17 protein-coding genes are annotated in these 13,557 nt (G+C 73.5%); 6 read left to right on the forward strand and 11 right to left on the reverse strand.

All coding sequences use genetic code 11. From position 1 onward, the window contains the following. Positions 1–46: 46 nt before the first annotated feature. The 6 genes from OG580_RS04945 to OG580_RS04970 all read right to left on the reverse strand — a co-directional run bounded on the left by OG580_RS04945 (position 47) and on the right by OG580_RS04970 (position 3,844). Entirely contained in the window at positions 47–751 is a 705-nt protein-coding gene (locus OG580_RS04945; protein WP_267042415.1) for a DUF6230 family protein, read from the reverse strand. Then, on the reverse strand, positions 748–1,365 hold the full coding sequence (locus OG580_RS04950) for a hypothetical protein (protein WP_267042416.1): 618 nt from the start codon (positions 1,363–1,365) through the stop codon (positions 748–750). Before OG580_RS04950 ends, OG580_RS04945 begins: the two co-directional genes overlap by 4 nt. Continuing rightward, the gene (locus OG580_RS04955) at positions 1,362–1,796 is read right to left on the reverse strand and encodes a DUF6114 domain-containing protein (RefSeq protein ID WP_267042417.1); all 435 of its coding nucleotides are present in this window, start codon (positions 1,794–1,796) and stop codon (positions 1,362–1,364) included. Before OG580_RS04955 ends, OG580_RS04950 begins: the two co-directional genes overlap by 4 nt. Next, positions 1,790–2,557: a DUF6230 family protein gene (locus OG580_RS04960; protein ID WP_267042418.1), complete on the reverse strand. Its 768-nt coding sequence runs from the start codon at positions 2,555–2,557 to the stop codon at positions 1,790–1,792. Before OG580_RS04960 ends, OG580_RS04955 begins: the two co-directional genes overlap by 7 nt. A 5-nt stretch (positions 2,558–2,562) precedes the next feature. Continuing rightward, positions 2,563–3,057, reverse strand: coding sequence for a DUF6114 domain-containing protein (locus tag OG580_RS04965; RefSeq protein ID WP_267042419.1), 495 nt, complete (start codon positions 3,055–3,057; stop codon positions 2,563–2,565). 103 nt (positions 3,058–3,160) lie between these two features. Continuing rightward, positions 3,161–3,844 carry a DUF6230 family protein gene (locus tag OG580_RS04970; protein WP_267042420.1) on the reverse strand — a complete coding sequence of 228 codons (684 nt, stop codon included), beginning with the start codon at positions 3,842–3,844 and terminating at the stop codon, positions 3,161–3,163. A 192-nt stretch (positions 3,845–4,036) separates the two neighbouring features. On the opposite strand from OG580_RS04970, the gene OG580_RS04975 reads away from it, so the two are divergent. Continuing rightward, on the forward strand, positions 4,037–4,645 hold the full coding sequence (locus OG580_RS04975; protein ID WP_267042421.1) for a TetR/AcrR family transcriptional regulator: 609 nt from the start codon (positions 4,037–4,039) through the stop codon (positions 4,643–4,645). A 46-nt stretch (positions 4,646–4,691) separates the two neighbouring features. On the opposite strand, the gene lepB is transcribed toward OG580_RS04975, so the two are convergent. Both lepB and OG580_RS04985 read right to left on the reverse strand, forming a co-directional pair. Beyond that, positions 4,692–5,300: a signal peptidase I gene (lepB, locus tag OG580_RS04980; RefSeq protein ID WP_267042422.1), complete on the reverse strand. Its 609-nt coding sequence runs from the start codon at positions 5,298–5,300 to the stop codon at positions 4,692–4,694. A 159-nt stretch (positions 5,301–5,459) separates the two neighbouring features. Then, positions 5,460–6,560, reverse strand: coding sequence for an AraC family transcriptional regulator (locus tag OG580_RS04985; RefSeq protein ID WP_267042423.1), 1,101 nt, complete (start codon positions 6,558–6,560; stop codon positions 5,460–5,462). Positions 6,561–6,756: 196 nt separating this feature from the next. Here OG580_RS04985 and OG580_RS04990 point away from each other — a divergent pair, with 196 nt between their 5' ends. Next, positions 6,757–7,158 (forward strand): Rieske (2Fe-2S) protein, encoded by a 402-nt coding sequence (locus tag OG580_RS04990; protein WP_267042424.1) that lies wholly within the window; start codon positions 6,757–6,759, stop codon positions 7,156–7,158. On the opposite strand, the gene OG580_RS04995 is transcribed toward OG580_RS04990, so the two are convergent. After that, positions 7,145–7,951: a cysteine hydrolase gene (locus tag OG580_RS04995; RefSeq protein ID WP_267042425.1), complete on the reverse strand. Its 807-nt coding sequence runs from the start codon at positions 7,949–7,951 to the stop codon at positions 7,145–7,147. The two genes, OG580_RS04990 and OG580_RS04995, sit on opposite strands and share 14 nt — an antisense overlap. Positions 7,952–8,027: 76 nt before the next feature. Here OG580_RS04995 and OG580_RS05000 point away from each other — a divergent pair, with 76 nt between their 5' ends. Then, entirely contained in the window at positions 8,028–8,495 is a 468-nt protein-coding gene (locus OG580_RS05000) for a pyridoxamine 5'-phosphate oxidase family protein (protein ID WP_267042426.1), read from the forward strand. Between the two features lie 145 nt (positions 8,496–8,640). Here OG580_RS05000 and OG580_RS05005 read toward each other — a convergent pair whose 3' ends face one another. Continuing rightward, positions 8,641–9,543 carry a LysR family transcriptional regulator gene (locus OG580_RS05005; protein ID WP_267042427.1) on the reverse strand — a complete coding sequence of 301 codons (903 nt, stop codon included), beginning with the start codon at positions 9,541–9,543 and terminating at the stop codon, positions 8,641–8,643. A 73-nt stretch (positions 9,544–9,616) separates the two neighbouring features. On the opposite strand from OG580_RS05005, the gene OG580_RS05010 reads away from it, so the two are divergent. Further along, positions 9,617–10,735, forward strand: a complete 1,119-nt coding sequence (locus OG580_RS05010; RefSeq protein WP_267042428.1) for a DMT family transporter — start codon at positions 9,617–9,619, stop codon at positions 10,733–10,735. Positions 10,736–10,813: 78 nt separating this feature from the next. On the opposite strand, the gene OG580_RS05015 is transcribed toward OG580_RS05010, so the two are convergent. Next, positions 10,814–12,148, reverse strand: a complete 1,335-nt coding sequence (locus tag OG580_RS05015) for an aminotransferase class I/II-fold pyridoxal phosphate-dependent enzyme (RefSeq protein ID WP_267042429.1) — start codon at positions 12,146–12,148, stop codon at positions 10,814–10,816. 35 nt (positions 12,149–12,183) lie between these two features. On the opposite strand from OG580_RS05015, the gene OG580_RS05020 reads away from it, so the two are divergent. Both OG580_RS05020 and OG580_RS05025 read left to right on the forward strand, forming a co-directional pair. Further along, complete coding sequence (locus OG580_RS05020) at positions 12,184–12,855, forward strand: pyridoxamine 5'-phosphate oxidase family protein (protein ID WP_267042430.1); 672 nt, start codon at positions 12,184–12,186, stop codon at positions 12,853–12,855. Between the two features lie 17 nt (positions 12,856–12,872). Continuing rightward, positions 12,873–13,517 carry an FMN-binding negative transcriptional regulator gene (locus OG580_RS05025; RefSeq protein WP_267042431.1) on the forward strand — a complete coding sequence of 215 codons (645 nt, stop codon included), beginning with the start codon at positions 12,873–12,875 and terminating at the stop codon, positions 13,515–13,517. Positions 13,518–13,557 lie beyond the last annotated feature (40 nt).

Raw genomic sequence — 13,557 nt, forward strand, 5'->3', positions numbered from 1 at the left:
ACGGCGTCCCACCCCACACGTCCCACCCGGCACCCCCGGCACGGCCTCACGGCGTCCCGGGCGTTCCGGTGGGCGCGGGCGGCGCGGGGCAGGCGACCGTGCCGGGCTTCACGCTGAGCTTGAGCTTCGGGGCGGTGAGGAGGCCGGGGATCTGGAAGTCCTGGGCGGTGCCGACGATCCGGTCGAACTTGGCGTAGCGCGCCTGGATCCCGAAGCGGTGCTGCGGACTGTTCAGCGGGTTGGCGACGTACGCCCCCGAGGCGTCCTTGACCGTCTTCACGTCGGCGCCGTTGACGTTGAGGTCGACGATGCCGTCCATGTCGAGGACCCCGGTGGCGTTCCGCAGGTCGAGGACGGTGTTCTTCGTCCGGATCTCCCAGGAGCCGGGGTTGTCGTCGCCGAGGGTGAGCATCAGCGTGTACGTGGCTCCCGCGATCGTCTGCCGCTGGCTCAGGCACAGGCCGTTGAGCATGCCGTCCGCGAAGCCCATGCGGAGCACCCGCACCGTGGCGCCGGAGCCGTCGGGCCGTACGACCTCCTGGTCGACGACGGCGGCACCGTACTGCGTCCCGTACAGGCTGCTGGTGGTGAAGTCGACGGGCCGGTCCTGGATCCGGAGCCCGACGGCCAGCGCGCCGCCGGCCATCGCGGTGCCGAGACCGGCCGCCGCCAGGAGCGCGGGCACGGCGACGGCGAGCGAGCGGCGCCAGTGGGTGCGCCCTTCCGGAGCAGGGTGGCTGCCGGGGCTCATGGGGTGGTCACCGTGATGGTCCCGGGGAGGTGCACGGGGTTGTCGGTGGAGTCGAGGGCGGCGTGGTCGTCGACCGTACGGATCGCGTAGATGTCCCCGACGAAGTCCTCGGCCCCGGCGGTGAGCGGGATGAGGGAGCCGAAGAAGTCGAGCAGTCCCTGCACCCCGCAGATCTTGAGGAGGACCCGGACGCAGACGTTGGTGATGGTCCCCCACATCGTCGTCGTCTCGGGATTCCCCGCGCTGTCGTAGCCGCCCAGGGAGCCCTCGTCGGGCACGTCGATGGTGACGGTGTGCCCGGCCGCCCGCTGGGTCACGTTCATGTGCGAGCGGATCTTGAGCTTGGTGAAGGTGTACTGGGTCGTGGTCCGTGTCGTGCCGTCGGAGAGCCGGATGGTGACGTTCTTGTCGACGGTCATCGAGACGGCGACCATGCTCGCGATGGTCACGTGCAGCGGTTCCGGGGCGGGCAGGAAGGGAACGCCCAGCGGCTCGACCGCGGCGGCCGCCCGGCCGGCGGCGCTGCTCGGCTGCCCGGACCAGACGGCCGTGGCCACGGCGAGCAGCAGGGCGGTGGTCACGGCGAGGAGCTTGGACCGCACGCGGCGCGTCACCCTTCCACCGTCCTGTCCGCCGTCCTGTCCACTGCCCCGCACACCATGCCGTCCACCGCCCCGCGGCGCGGGCGCCTGGCGCCCCAGCCCACCAGCATCGAGCCGCCGAGGACTCCGAGCGTCATCCCGAGGAGGAACCCGCCGAGGTTGGAGACGACGAGCGAGACGACCGCGAGGACCGTGCCGATGAGCCCGAAGGTGTAGCGCTGGGCGGGCAGCGCGATCGGGATCAGGCCGCAGAGGATCATCCCGCCGCCGACGAGGTAGCCGGCCACTCCCCCGAAGCCGGTGCTCACGATCAACTGGAGTGAGCTGAGGGAGAACTTGAGGACGGTCCACCCGCCGGCGACCAGCCACGCCCCGCCCCAGAACGGCCGGGTCCGACGGAAGGCCCGGAACCATCCGTACGCGGCCTTCACCCGGCTCAGCACGTCGTGGCCGATCCCGCGACGACCCTGATCCTCAGGTCCGGCAGCACGAGCGCCCCCGCCATCTCGGCGTCGTACGCCGTCGCGTTCAGTCCGTGCAGGGTGATCGAGCTGCCGCCCTCACCGCCCGCCGAGCCGAGTCCGAACCCACCGGGCAGCGCGCCCGTGAGCGGCTTTCCGGCCACCGTGACCTGGTCGGCGGACTGGCCGAGCACCGCGTTCTGGAGGGTGGTGGGTCCGTACGCCTGCAGTTCCGTGGCCTGGATGTAGAGGTTCGACGCGTCGATGTCGGTGGTGAACGTGCCGGGCGGGGTGGCCGTCACCTTCTGGCCGCCCGTCAGGAGCAGCGAGTAGGGGACTCCCGCGATGGTCTGGTGGACGATCCCGCAGAGCCCGGCGAGCCCGGCGCTCGCGAAACCGACCCGTGCCATCGCCGTGTTCGTGGTCGTGGTGCCGTCCGGGCGCCCGACGGCCGGGGTGTTGACGATGGCCCCGAAGCCGGAGCCCTCGACCCCGTTGGAGGTGAGGGTGAAGGGCTGCCCGGTGACGCTGAAGTTGGCGGCGAGGGCGCCCTGCGCCAGGGCGGTGCCCAGCACCCCGACGGCGAGCACGGAGGGGACGAGGGCGAACGCGCCGCGCCCCCAGCGGGTGCCGCGCCGGGTACCGTCGGCCGCCTCGGCGAGCATCCGGGCGTTCCATTCCGCGGCGGCGCGGGTGCCGGTCGTACGTATCCGGCCGAGGGACGGGCCGAGACGGACTGTCATGCGATTCATACGGATCCGCTCCCAACGGACACGGGGGGTACGGGACTCTCGCCGGTCGGCCGCGTACGGCGGAGCAGTCCGCCGCGCCGCCCGGCGGGCTTCTCGGGCAGCCAGGCGAAGGCCATGGAGCCGCCGAGGACGGAGAGGACCATGCCGACGAGGAGGCCGCCGAGGTTCGACAGGGGGAAGGAGGCGACTCCCGCGATCACCGCGATGACTCCCGCGGTGTGGCGCTGGCCGGGGAGCAGCAGGATGAGCAGCGCCATCGCCATCAGGACGACACCGCCGGCCATGCCCGCGATGCCTCCGACACCGACCTGGAGGATCTTGCCGAGCGGCGCCATCGGCAGGAAGAAGATGACGAAGCCGCCGGCCCCGGTCCAGACGGCCGCCCAGAAGGGCCGGGTACGCCGCCAGTGCCGGAAGGCCCGGCGCGCACCGCGCGGGGCGGGGGCGGGAACCGCGGCTCCGGTCGGCTCGCAGGGCGGATCAGTGGTCATGAGGGCCCTCGCAGTCGGGGGTGGGTCGGGTCGGGAGGAGCCGGGGATCCGCGTCCTTCGCGGGAGTGCGGCGGCGCGGATCCCCGGCGGCGTCGAGTCGGGCTCAGCAGGGCTTGTCGCCGTGGGCGACGGCGATGGCGAGGTCGGGCAGGGTGAGGGCGCCGGAGATCGTGGCGCCGTTGGCGTCGGCGTTGAGGTTCTTGATGTCGGTCCGGCCGCCGGTGGCGTCCAGACCGAACTGGCCCGGGGTGCCGTCGTTGATGCCGGTGCCCTTGATCCCGGCGCCGTCGGCGGCGGCGCCGATGACGTTCGGGGTGGTGTCGCTCGCGTTGAGCGTGGCCGTGGCCGCCTTGAGCGACTGGGCGTCGAGGACCAGCTTGTTCGCCTGGAGCCCGGCTCCCGCGACGAGCTGGTCGCTGGTGAGCGGGGTCGCCGCCGCCGGTGAGGAGATGTTGAGCGACCAGGTGCCGAGGCTGCCGATCACCGGAAGGTTGACGGACTGGACGGCGTGGACGCAGATGCCGTCGAGTCCCGCCTTGGCGATGCCGACCTCGGCGGCGCCCTTGGCCCCGCCGGCGTCGATGGTGTGCAGGACCGCGCCGATGCCCTGCGGCGCGGCGACGGTCTTCGAGCTGAGGGTGAACGGGACGCTCGTCAGCGAGAGGTTCGCGGCGAGCGCGCCCTGGACCATCGCCGTCGCCATGGCCGCCACGGCCGCGGTCGCGGGCAGGGCCAGGAACGCCGATCTGCGCCAGCGGGTGACGCCTCTGTTCTCTTCTTCCTGCATGTGCTCTCTCCAACCGTCGTCCCGCGCCGTCGGCGCGGGTGGGGATGTGAACACAGCCGTGCGTCCCGCGGCCGGATGGTCGGAGACGGATGACACTCTGCGGCTGCCTGTTCGAGAATTGGACAGTTACTGAGGATGTGTCAACACTCTGGACAATCCTGGGGAGAAATCCCGCTGGACTAGGCTGGGCCGATGGCACGGTTCAGGGAGACGGTCCGGACGCTGCTGCGCGAACGCCTGCTGGACGCCGCGTTCGAGGCGGTGGCGGAGCGCGGCTTCGACAAGCTCCGGATGGCGCACCTCGCCGGCGCGGTCGGCGTCAGCCGGCAGACGCTGTACTCGGAGTTCCCCTCCAAGGAGGCGGTCGGCGAGGCGCTGTTCCAGCGCGAGTTGGAGCGCTGCCTCCTCGGGATCCAGGAAGGACTGGACGCGCACCGCGACGACCTGCGGGCCGCCGTCGAGGCGACCGTCGGATTCACGCTCACGCTGGCCGGCCGGAACCCGCTGATCAAGGCCATGCTGACGAGCGTCGGCGACGACGGGCTCCTCCCCTACCTCACCACCCGGTCCGCCGCGGCCTTCGCCACCGCCACGGCGATGGCCGACGCGTACGTCACCGAGGCCTGGCCCGAAGTGGACCCGGTCGCGCGCGAGTTGGCGGTGGACGCGGCGGTCCGGCTCACCGCGAGCCACATCGTCCAGGCGACGGCCTCGCCCGAGGAGTCGGCCCGACGCGTCGCGGACACCGTGGTACGGGTCGCACTGAGCACCGGCCACGAGAGCCTCGCACCGCGCGCGTAAGCCCTGCCCCGGGCGAAAGTCCTCCCCACAGCTGCCCCAGCTGCCCCTACGGCCCGGGCCCGGGCCATCGCTCCAGACCGGGCCGGTTCCCGAGGCCGGGCGCGATGGAGACGGGGAAGGCCCGCAGCCCGACCCTCCCCTCCACCCGACCGAGGTCGCCCCAGCCGTACACCCGTGAGTCGTCCGACAGGTCGGGGTTGTCGCCCAGGTAGAAGAAGGCCCCCTCGGGTACGGTCCGCAGCTCCGGCCGCGCCGACCGGGTGCCGTCCGGCGCGCAGCAGGCGCCCGTACGCCGGGCCTGCGCCGTCCACTGCGGTGCCACCACCCGCTGGACGGGGCCCTTCCCGCGCTCCTGGAGGAGGACCTCGAAGGGCCGGTCCGGCGTGGAGACGACGGCGACCCGGTCGCCGGGCAGTCCGATCACCCGCTTGACGAGCAGCGCGTCCTTGCCGGTGACCCGGAGGAGGACGACGTCGAAGCGGCGCGCCTCGCCCGCCGACCCCGGGGCGACGAGGACGCGGTCCCCCGACTGGAGGGTGGGGGTCATGCTGGTGCCGTCGACGCGGACGCTCAGGGACGTGACGGCCACCGCCGCGAGGAGGCAGAGCAGGACGGCGGTCCCGAGGACGGCACCGGCCGCCCGGCGCGCGTTCATCGGCGGTCGGCGGGGTCCGGGGGCCGCGCGGCGCCGGACGGGTCGATTTCGGTCATGGCGGGACGGTAGGCCCGGCGACGGACGGCGGCTGTGACCGTACCGCTCACGCTTGTTGACCGCGCGCACAGGAACCGCACGCCACCTCCACCGTCCCCTCCCTCATCCGCCCCGGCCCTGGTACGCCCTGGGCGTCTCCCCGGTCCAACGCCGGAACGCCCGGTGGAACGCGCTGGGTTCGGAGAATCCGAGCTGCCGCGAAAGCAGCTCGATGGAGACCCGGCCGCCCGCGAGCGCGGCGATGGCGTGATCGCGGCGCACCTGGTCACGCACCCGCTGGTACGTGGTCCCCTCGGCGGCGAGCCGGCGGCGGAGGGTCTGCGGGCTGAAGGACAACCGGTCGGCGAGCTGCTCGGGTGTCGGGACCGGCTCCACCGACAGGGCCTTGCCGATCAGGTGCCGTACGCGGCCGGTCACGGACCTGCCGTAGTCCGCGCAGACGAGGACGTCGACCGGGGCGCGGCGCAGGAAGACCTTGAGGGCCGCCGCGTCCCGCAGGACGGGTTCGTCGAGGTCGGCGCGGTCGAAGACGGCCGCCGTCCGGCCGGCGCCGAAGACACAGGGCGCCCCGAACAGGAAGGCGTACTCCTGGGCGTGCCGGGGCTCGGGGTAGGCGAACTCGACGCGTCGCAGGCCGATCCGGCGACGGATGAGCCAGCCCGCGAAACGGTGGGCGACGAGCACGGTGGACTCCGCGCCGAAGTGGAGAGGGTCGTCGTATCCGGCGACGTCGAACTCCATCCGGGCCTCGTCGATCCCGCCCTCCGGAGCGCCGCTCTCCGGATCAGCGCCCTCCGGACCACCGGCCTCCCCGGGCCGGGACGGGTCCGGCCGACGCCCGCCTCCCGGCTCGACGAGCCGGAAGCGCGGCCCCGCCGGAAAGAGGGAGTAGAAGGTCTGACTGCGCCGGAGCGCCTCGCGGAGGTCACGGCTGCCGTGGACGGCGACATGACCCATCATCGCGAAGGTCCCGACCTTGCTGGGCGCGCCACCGAAGCCGATCAGCTCGTCGTCGAGGAGCGCCCACAGCATCCTGACGAGCCGCCCGAACTGTTCCGCCGGCACCCTGGCCGCCTGCTCGTCCCCGAGCAGCTCGGCGGGCAGCCCGGCCCGGGCGAGCAGCGGCGCGGCGGCGATTCCTCGCCGTTCGCCGCCGAGCAGCGCGGCCCGTACGTGGTGGGCGCTGACCGACCTCGTCAGCATGCGCGTCGCCTCCGTTCCGGCCGCGTCGCGCTCCGAGGTCACCGGAGATTGACACTTCCATCGCAGGGTGTCCAAGTTCCGACACTCTACTCGGAACTGTAAGGCTCCCGAAGGCGGGAACTGTGAACGGGGCACAGGTCACACCCGTACCGTCGGGTGCCAACACACCAGCGCGTGAGGGAAAGAGGGGCAGCACATGAGCGGAGTGGCACGCAGGACGGTGGTCGCGGCGGCGGGCGCCGCGGGCCTGACGGCGGCGCTCGCGGCCTGCGGCGGCGGCGGTACGGAGGACAAGGCGGAGGGGCAGGAGGGCGCGACCCTCGCCAGGACCGGGGACATCCCGGTGGGCGGCGGCAAGGTCCTCGCCGGCCAGAACCTGGTGATCACCCAGCCGAAGGCCGGCGAGTTCAAGGCCTTCTCGTCCAAGTGCACGCACGCCGGCTGCGCCGTCAGCGGCGTGGAGAACGGCGTCATCGTCTGCCCGTGCCACCAGAGCCACTTCGACGTGTCGGACGGCAGCGTGAAGTCCGGCCCGGCCACCGCCCCCCTGCCGCCGACACCGATCCAGGTGGTGGGCGACGAGATCAGCCTCGGCTGACGGGACCCCCGTCGCCCCGGGCGGACCGGGCAGACCGGGCAGACCGGGCGGACCCGGCGGGACCCGCGGACCCGGCGGACCGGGCAGACCCGGCAGACCCGGCAGACCCGGCAGACCCGGCAGACCCGGCGAGGCCTGAACGCCCCGCACGCCTGGGCGCCTTCCAGCAGCCCAGCACCTCGTCGGTCGTCGTGATCGTGGCGACGAGCGCGAGGGTGTGACGGATCATCGCGGGGGTGTAGTCGGCCGGCACCCCCGCGATGGCGTCCCCGGGCACGACGACCGTGTAGCCGAGGTTGACCGCGTCGAAGACCGCGTTGGGTATGGCCACGTTGGCGGAGACGCCGGTCACGATCAGCGTGCGGCAGCCGAGGTTGCGGAGCAGCGCGTCGACGTCCGTGCCCGCGAGGGGCGAGAGTCCGTGAAGGCGTCGCACCACGAGGTCCTCGTCCGCGACCTGGATCGGTTCGGCGATCCGTACCGCCGTACTCCCGCTGTGCTGCTGCACCGGCAGGCGTGCGGCGGCGCGGAAGAGCCGCGCGTTGCTGTTCGCGCCGCGCCCGTCGGGGCGCCGCTCGGCGACCGCGTGGATCACCTGGACGTCGGCGTCGTGCGCGGCGGCCACCAGCCGCGCCACGTTCCGCAGGGCGCCCGACGCCCGGGCGACGGCGGCGAGTTCGGGCAGCGCGCTCTCCGGCCCGACGACGCCCCGCTGGCACTCGACGGTGAGCAGCACGACTCCGCCGTCCGGCCGGATCCACTCCCCGAGCCGCTCTCTCGCACTCTCACCCATGGTCTCCCCTTGCCTGCGCGCGGTTGGCCCTCCATGCTTTCTGACGTCTCATCAGAAATCCAGAAGGGTGCGGACGATGACCGTCGCACAGCGCCGTGGACGCCGGATCATGATGACCCCGGCCGAGCTCGACTCGTTCCTCGCCGAACAGCGCACCTGCCGGGTGGCGACCGTATCCGCCGACGGGCGCCCGCACGTGAGCGCGCTCTGGTTCGCCTGGGACGGCAGCTCTCTGTGGCTGTACTCGCTGACGCGCAGCCGCCGTTGGGCGGAGATGTGCGCGGACGGGCGGATCGCCGTCGTGGTGGACGACGGCGAGGAGTACGGCGAGCTGCGGGGCGTGGAGCTCTCGGGGACGGCCGTCTTCGTCGGCGAGGCACCGCGCACCGGCCTACCCTGCGCCGAACTCGACGCGCCGGAGCAGCTCTTCGCCGCCAAGAACTTCGGTCTGGACGCGATGCCGCACGACGGCCGGCACGCCTGGATCCGGCTGACCCCGGACGCCATCGCGTCCTGGGACTTCCGCAAGCTCGCGGGCCTCTGACGCCGGCACGCGGCCTCTGACACCAACTCGCGTACCTCTGCCGTCACCTCGCGTCCCATACGTCACCTCGCCGGGCCTCCGACGTGAGCACGCGGACTCTGACGTCAGCACGCGGCCTCCGACATCAGCTCGCCGGCCTCCGACGTCAGCTCGCCAGCGGCACGGCCGCCGCCCGCAGCGCCCCGACGACCGCCCGTACGGAGGGACGCCGGCCGGCGTCGGCGCGCCAGGTGGCGTAGATGTGCCGCCGCATCTTCTGCCGTACGGGCACGAAGACGACGCCGTCCGGCAGCGGGCGGCCGAGGCGGGGCGTCACGCACACCCCGAGCCCGGCGGCGACGAGCGCCAGCTGGGTGTGGTGCTCTCCCGCCAGGTGGCCGATGCGCGGCTCGATGCCCTGGGAGCGCAGCGTGAACATCAGCCAGTCGTGGCAGAACTCGCCCTCCGGCCAGGACACCCACTCCTCGTCGGCGAAGTCCTCCAGGTCCACCGAGTCACGCCCGGCCAGCCGGTGCCCGCTGGGCAGCGCGACGTCCGCGGAGTCGTCGAGGAGATGGGTCCGCTCCAGACTGCCCGGCACGGGCGCCCGCTTGTTGCTCCAGTCCAGGACGACGGCGAGGTCCGCGTCGCCGCGGAGCACCGCGCGCACGCCCGGCTCGGGCTCCAGCTCCGTCGTACGGACCCGGAGTTCGGGATGGCCGGCGCGCAGGGAGGCGAGCGCGGCGGGGAAGAGCCCGCGGGCCGCCGTGGGGAAGGCCGCGAGCCGCACCTCGCCCACCACCTGGCCGCGCTGGGCCTCGATGTCGGCCTGGGCGAGCTGGACGTGGGAGAGGATCCGGGCCGCGTGCTCGGCGAGGAGCAGCCCGGCGTCGGTGAGCCGGACCCCCCGGCCGTTCTTGGCGAGCAGCTGCTGCCCCACCTCGCGCTCCAGTTTGGCGAGCTGTTGGGAGACGGCCGAGGTGGTGACGTGCAGCCCGTCGGCGGCGCCGCTCACCGAACCGTGCCGCGCGACGGCGTCGAGGGTACGGAGGCGCTCCAGATTCAACATGTAAGCGATACTAAGGGAAGGGGTCGAAGAATTCTCACTTGTCCTAAGAGATCGTGGCCCCCACGCTGAGCACATGAGCCCCGCAACGCCACCGCCCCTCGCCGCCTCCGCCTCCGCCTCCGCCTCACGCTCCGTCTCCATCTCCCCCTCCGCCTCACGCTCCGTCTCCATCTCCCCCTTCCCCTCCCCCAGTCCGTCCCGCGGCGCCCGTCTCCTCGACTGGCGCGTCCGTTTCGGCGCGCTGGCCCTGATCTGGGGGTTCAGCTTCCTCTTCATCAAGGTCGGCACGGAGGGCTTCGCGCCCTTCCAGGTGACGTTCGGACGGCTCCTGTTCGGTACGGCGGTGCTCGCCGCGGCCCTGGTCGTCAAGCGGGACCGGCTGCCGCGCGGCGCCCGGGTCTGGGGCCATCTGACGGTCGCGGCCTTCCTGCTCAACGCGCTGCCGTTCTCGCTCTTCGCGTACGCGGAGCTGACGATCCCCTCGACCCTGGCGGGTATCTGCAACGCGACGACCCCGCTGTGGGGCATGCTGCTCTCGCTGGTCGCACTCTCCGAGGACCGCCCGACCCGGGTCCGCGCCGCCGGCCTCGGCATCGGCTTCATGGGGGTGCTCACGGTGCTCGGCGCCTGGCAGGGCTTCTCCGGCCTCGACGTGACCGGCACCGCGCTGGCCCTGCTGGCCTCGTTCAGCTACGCGGTGGGCTGGATCTACGTCCGCAGGACGCTGAGCGCCACAGGCGTCTCGCACCTCTCGCTGGCCGGCTCGCAGGTGGCCCTGGCGACGCTCCAACTCGCCGTGGTCACCCCTCTGTTCACCTCGATGCCGACGTCGGTGGAGGTCGTGCCGCTGCTCGCCGTGATCGCGCTCGGCGCGCTCGGCACCGGGTACGCGATGCTGCTCCAGTACGGGGTCGTGGCGGAGGTCGGCCCGACGACGGCGGCCATGGTCACGTACTTCATCCCGGTCATCGCCACGGCGGCGGGCGTGGCGCTCCTGGACGAGGGGCTCGCCTGGAACACCCCGGTGGGCGCGGTGATCGTCCTCGCCGGAGCCGCGCTCACCCAGACCCGCGCGTCCCGTCGTACGGCTCCGAGGACGAAGGCCCCGGAACCGCATCCCGCACCCGAGCCCGGCCCCGCGCTCCACCGGCAACCCGCCTCTGACCACATCCCGATGACCACGCTCCGATGACCACACCCCCCTCCGAAGCCGCCGCCGAACCCTCCGGCGGGCACCGGCCGGCGCCCTCCACCGCACCGCGCCCCCGCCCTACCCGTAACTCCGCGCGGGCGCCCGGCCCGCCGCCCGGGCGACGGCATCGGCCAGGGACTCGACGTCCCCGGCGGTGAGCCCGGAGACGGTGAGCCGGACGGCCGGCCCCGTGTCCATCCGGAACCGCGCCCCCGGCGCGACCGCCCACCCGTCGGCCATGAGCCGCGCCACCGCGCCCGTCTCGTCGGCGACGGGCACCCAGACGTTCATGCCGCCGCGCCCGTGGGCCTCGATGCCGCGCCGGGCGAGCGCCCGGACGAGACCGTCACGCCGCCTCCCGTACGACCGCGCGACGACGGCCGGGTCCACCGCCTCGGAGGCCCAGAGGTGGGCGACGGTCCGCTGGAGCAGCCGGCTGACCCAGCCGGGACCGAGCCGCTGCCGGCCGAGGACCCGGTCGACGGTCTCCGCGTCCCCGGTGAAGGCGGCGATCCGCAGGTCGGGGCCGTAGGCCTTGGCGACCGAGCGCACCAGCACCCAGTGACCGCTCACCCCGGCGAGCGGGTGGAGGGGCTGCTCGACGATGCCGTGCCCGTGGTCGTCCTCGACGAGGAGGACGTCGGGGTGGGCGGCGAGGACCCGCCGCAGATCCCGGGCCCGCTCCTCGGTGACGCACGCACCGGTCGGGTTCTGCGCCCGGTCGGTGACGATCACCGCGCGCGCCCCGTCCTGCCGGATCGCGCGCTCGACCTCCTCCGGCAGCGGCCCCTCGTCGTCGACGCGGACCGGCACCGGCCTCAGCCCGAGCGCCGGTACGAGGTCGAGGAGGCTGCCCCAGCCCGGGTCCTCGACGGCGACGGCGTCTCCCGGCCTGAGGTGCGCGGCGAGCACCCGCTCGATGGCGTCGAGGCAGCCGGAGGCGACGCCGACCGGCCCGGCGGGTACGCCGTCCGCGTCGAACGCGGCGCGCGCGAGCCGCCCGAACTCCTCGTCGACGGGGGCCTCTCCGTACATGCCGGGCTGCTCGGCGTACCGCCGGGCGACCTCCGCGAAGGCCTCTCCGAGCGGGGGCAGCAGCGCGGGGTCGGGGCTTCCGTTGCTCACGTCCCTGACCCCCGCGGGGGCCTCCACCCCGATCGAGCCGCGCGCGGTCGTGGCGGGCCGCGGCCGCACCCGGCTGCCGCGCCGCCCGTCCGTCTCGATGACCCCGCGCTCGCGCAGGGTCCGGTAGGCGGCGGCGACCGTGTTGGGATTCACCCCGAGTTCGCGCGCCAACTCCCGCATGGGCGGCAGATGCTGCCCGGGCTCCAACGCGCCCGCGCCGACACCGCGCTCGACGCTGGCGGCGATGTCCGATGCGCGTCGACCTTCGATCCGATACTCTCCTAGCACAAACATCATTATGCACTAGTGCAATGGAGTTCGCCATGACCGCCGCCGCCGAGAGCTACGCGCCGACCGACCGGACCGTGCCCACCCGCAACCGCGACCGCGCGTCGTACGACAGGTCACTGGTCCACTCGATACTCGACGAGACCGCCGTCTGCCACCTCGGATTCGTCCGCGACGGCGCGCCGGTCGTGCTCCCGACGCTCTTCGGCCGGGTCGGCGACCGGCTCTACGTCCACGGCTCGACCGGCTCGCGCCCCCTGCGCACGGCGGGCGACGGCGTGCGGGCGCCCGGCCTCCCCGTCTGCCTGACCGTGACCCTCGTCGACGGCCTCGTGCTGGCGCGCTCCGCGTTCCACCACTCCCTCAACTACCGCTCGGTCGTCGTCCACGGCACCGCGCACCAGGTCACCGACCCCGAGGAGCTGCGGATCGCCCTCGACGCGCTCGTCGACCACGTCGTCCCCGGCCGCTCCCGCGACTCGCGCCCGGCGAACGCCAAGGAGCTCGCCGCGACCGCCGTGATCCGACTCGACCTGGACGAGGTGTCCGCGAAGGTCCGCGCCGGCGGCCCCAACGACGACGCCGAGGACCTGACCCTTCCGCACTGGACGGGCGTGGTCCCCGTTCGCACGGTCCACGGCACCCCGGTCCCGGCCGACGACCTGGACCCTGCCGTCGCCCTGCCCGACTACCTCGCCGCGCGCTGAGAACGGGAGCATCCACGATGCTGATCCATCCCTGGGACGCCGCCCACGACGAGGGCGAGTGGCGCGACTGGCTCTCCCGGCACGACTTCGGCCAGCTCGCCGTCAACGGCCTGCCCGGAGACCCGCCGTCGGTGCAGCCGATGCACTTCCGGTACGAGCCCGAGGCCGGCCCGCACGGCCGCGTCCTGGCGCACCTGGCCCGCCCGAACCCGCTGTGGCGAGCCCTCGAAGCGAACCCGACGGTGCTGCTGAGCGTCGTCGACGACTACGTCTTCGCCCCCGGCCCGTGGACGGCCCCCGAGGGCACGCCGCCCGAGCACGGAACCCCGACCTCGTACTACGCGGCCGTCCAGCTCCGGTGCACGGCGCACGTGGTCGACGACCCGGCGGAGAAGGCCGAGCTCCTCAACCGCCAGGTCGCCCACTTCCAGCCGGACGGGGCCACTGCCCTGGCGACCCCCGGCGAGGCTCCCTTCGGCCGCCTCCTCTCGGGCATCCGCGTCCTGAACCTGGAGGTGACCGAGGTCCGGGCCAAGTTCAAGTACGCGGGCAACAAACCGGAGGAGGTCCAGGCCCGCATCGCCACCCACCTCGCGGAACGCGCGGGCCCCGGCGACCTCGCCGCCCGCACCCACCAGCTACGCAGGGGCGCCAGGGACTGACGGCAACGAGGCCTGCTCCACGCGCGGGGGCGACCGCCCG

The sequence above is a fragment of the Streptomyces sp. NBC_00094 genome (assembly GCF_026343125.1).
Taxonomy (GTDB): Bacteria; Actinomycetota; Actinomycetes; order Streptomycetales; family Streptomycetaceae; genus Streptomyces.

What these genes read in the sequence shown, in the direction of transcription:
- OG580_RS04945 (WP_267042415.1), bottom strand. Translation starts at nt 751, where the DNA reads ATGAGCCCCGGCAGCCACCCTGCTCCGGAAGGGCGCACCCACTGGCGC.
- lepB (WP_267042422.1), bottom strand. Translation starts at nt 5,300, where the DNA reads ATGAACGCGCGCCGGGCGGCCGGTGCCGTCCTCGGGACCGCCGTCCTG.
- OG580_RS04985 (WP_267042423.1), bottom strand. Translation starts at nt 6,560, where the DNA reads ATGCTGACGAGGTCGGTCAGCGCCCACCACGTACGGGCCGCGCTGCTC.
- OG580_RS04960 (WP_267042418.1), bottom strand. Translation starts at nt 2,557, where the DNA reads ATGACAGTCCGTCTCGGCCCGTCCCTCGGCCGGATACGTACGACCGGC.
- OG580_RS04965 (WP_267042419.1), bottom strand. Translation starts at nt 3,057, where the DNA reads ATGACCACTGATCCGCCCTGCGAGCCGACCGGAGCCGCGGTTCCCGCC.
- OG580_RS05000 (WP_267042426.1), top strand. Translation starts at nt 8,028, where the DNA reads ATGACCGTCGCACAGCGCCGTGGACGCCGGATCATGATGACCCCGGCC.
- OG580_RS05005 (WP_267042427.1), bottom strand. Translation starts at nt 9,543, where the DNA reads ATGTTGAATCTGGAGCGCCTCCGTACCCTCGACGCCGTCGCGCGGCAC.
- OG580_RS04975 (WP_267042421.1), top strand. Translation starts at nt 4,037, where the DNA reads ATGGCACGGTTCAGGGAGACGGTCCGGACGCTGCTGCGCGAACGCCTG.
- OG580_RS05020 (WP_267042430.1), top strand. Translation starts at nt 12,184, where the DNA reads ATGACCGCCGCCGCCGAGAGCTACGCGCCGACCGACCGGACCGTGCCC.
- OG580_RS04990 (WP_267042424.1), top strand. Translation starts at nt 6,757, where the DNA reads ATGAGCGGAGTGGCACGCAGGACGGTGGTCGCGGCGGCGGGCGCCGCG.
- OG580_RS05010 (WP_267042428.1), top strand. Translation starts at nt 9,617, where the DNA reads ATGAGCCCCGCAACGCCACCGCCCCTCGCCGCCTCCGCCTCCGCCTCC.
- OG580_RS05025 (WP_267042431.1), top strand. Translation starts at nt 12,873, where the DNA reads ATGCTGATCCATCCCTGGGACGCCGCCCACGACGAGGGCGAGTGGCGC.
- OG580_RS04995 (WP_267042425.1), bottom strand. Translation starts at nt 7,951, where the DNA reads ATGGGTGAGAGTGCGAGAGAGCGGCTCGGGGAGTGGATCCGGCCGGAC.
- OG580_RS04970 (WP_267042420.1), bottom strand. Translation starts at nt 3,844, where the DNA reads ATGCAGGAAGAAGAGAACAGAGGCGTCACCCGCTGGCGCAGATCGGCG.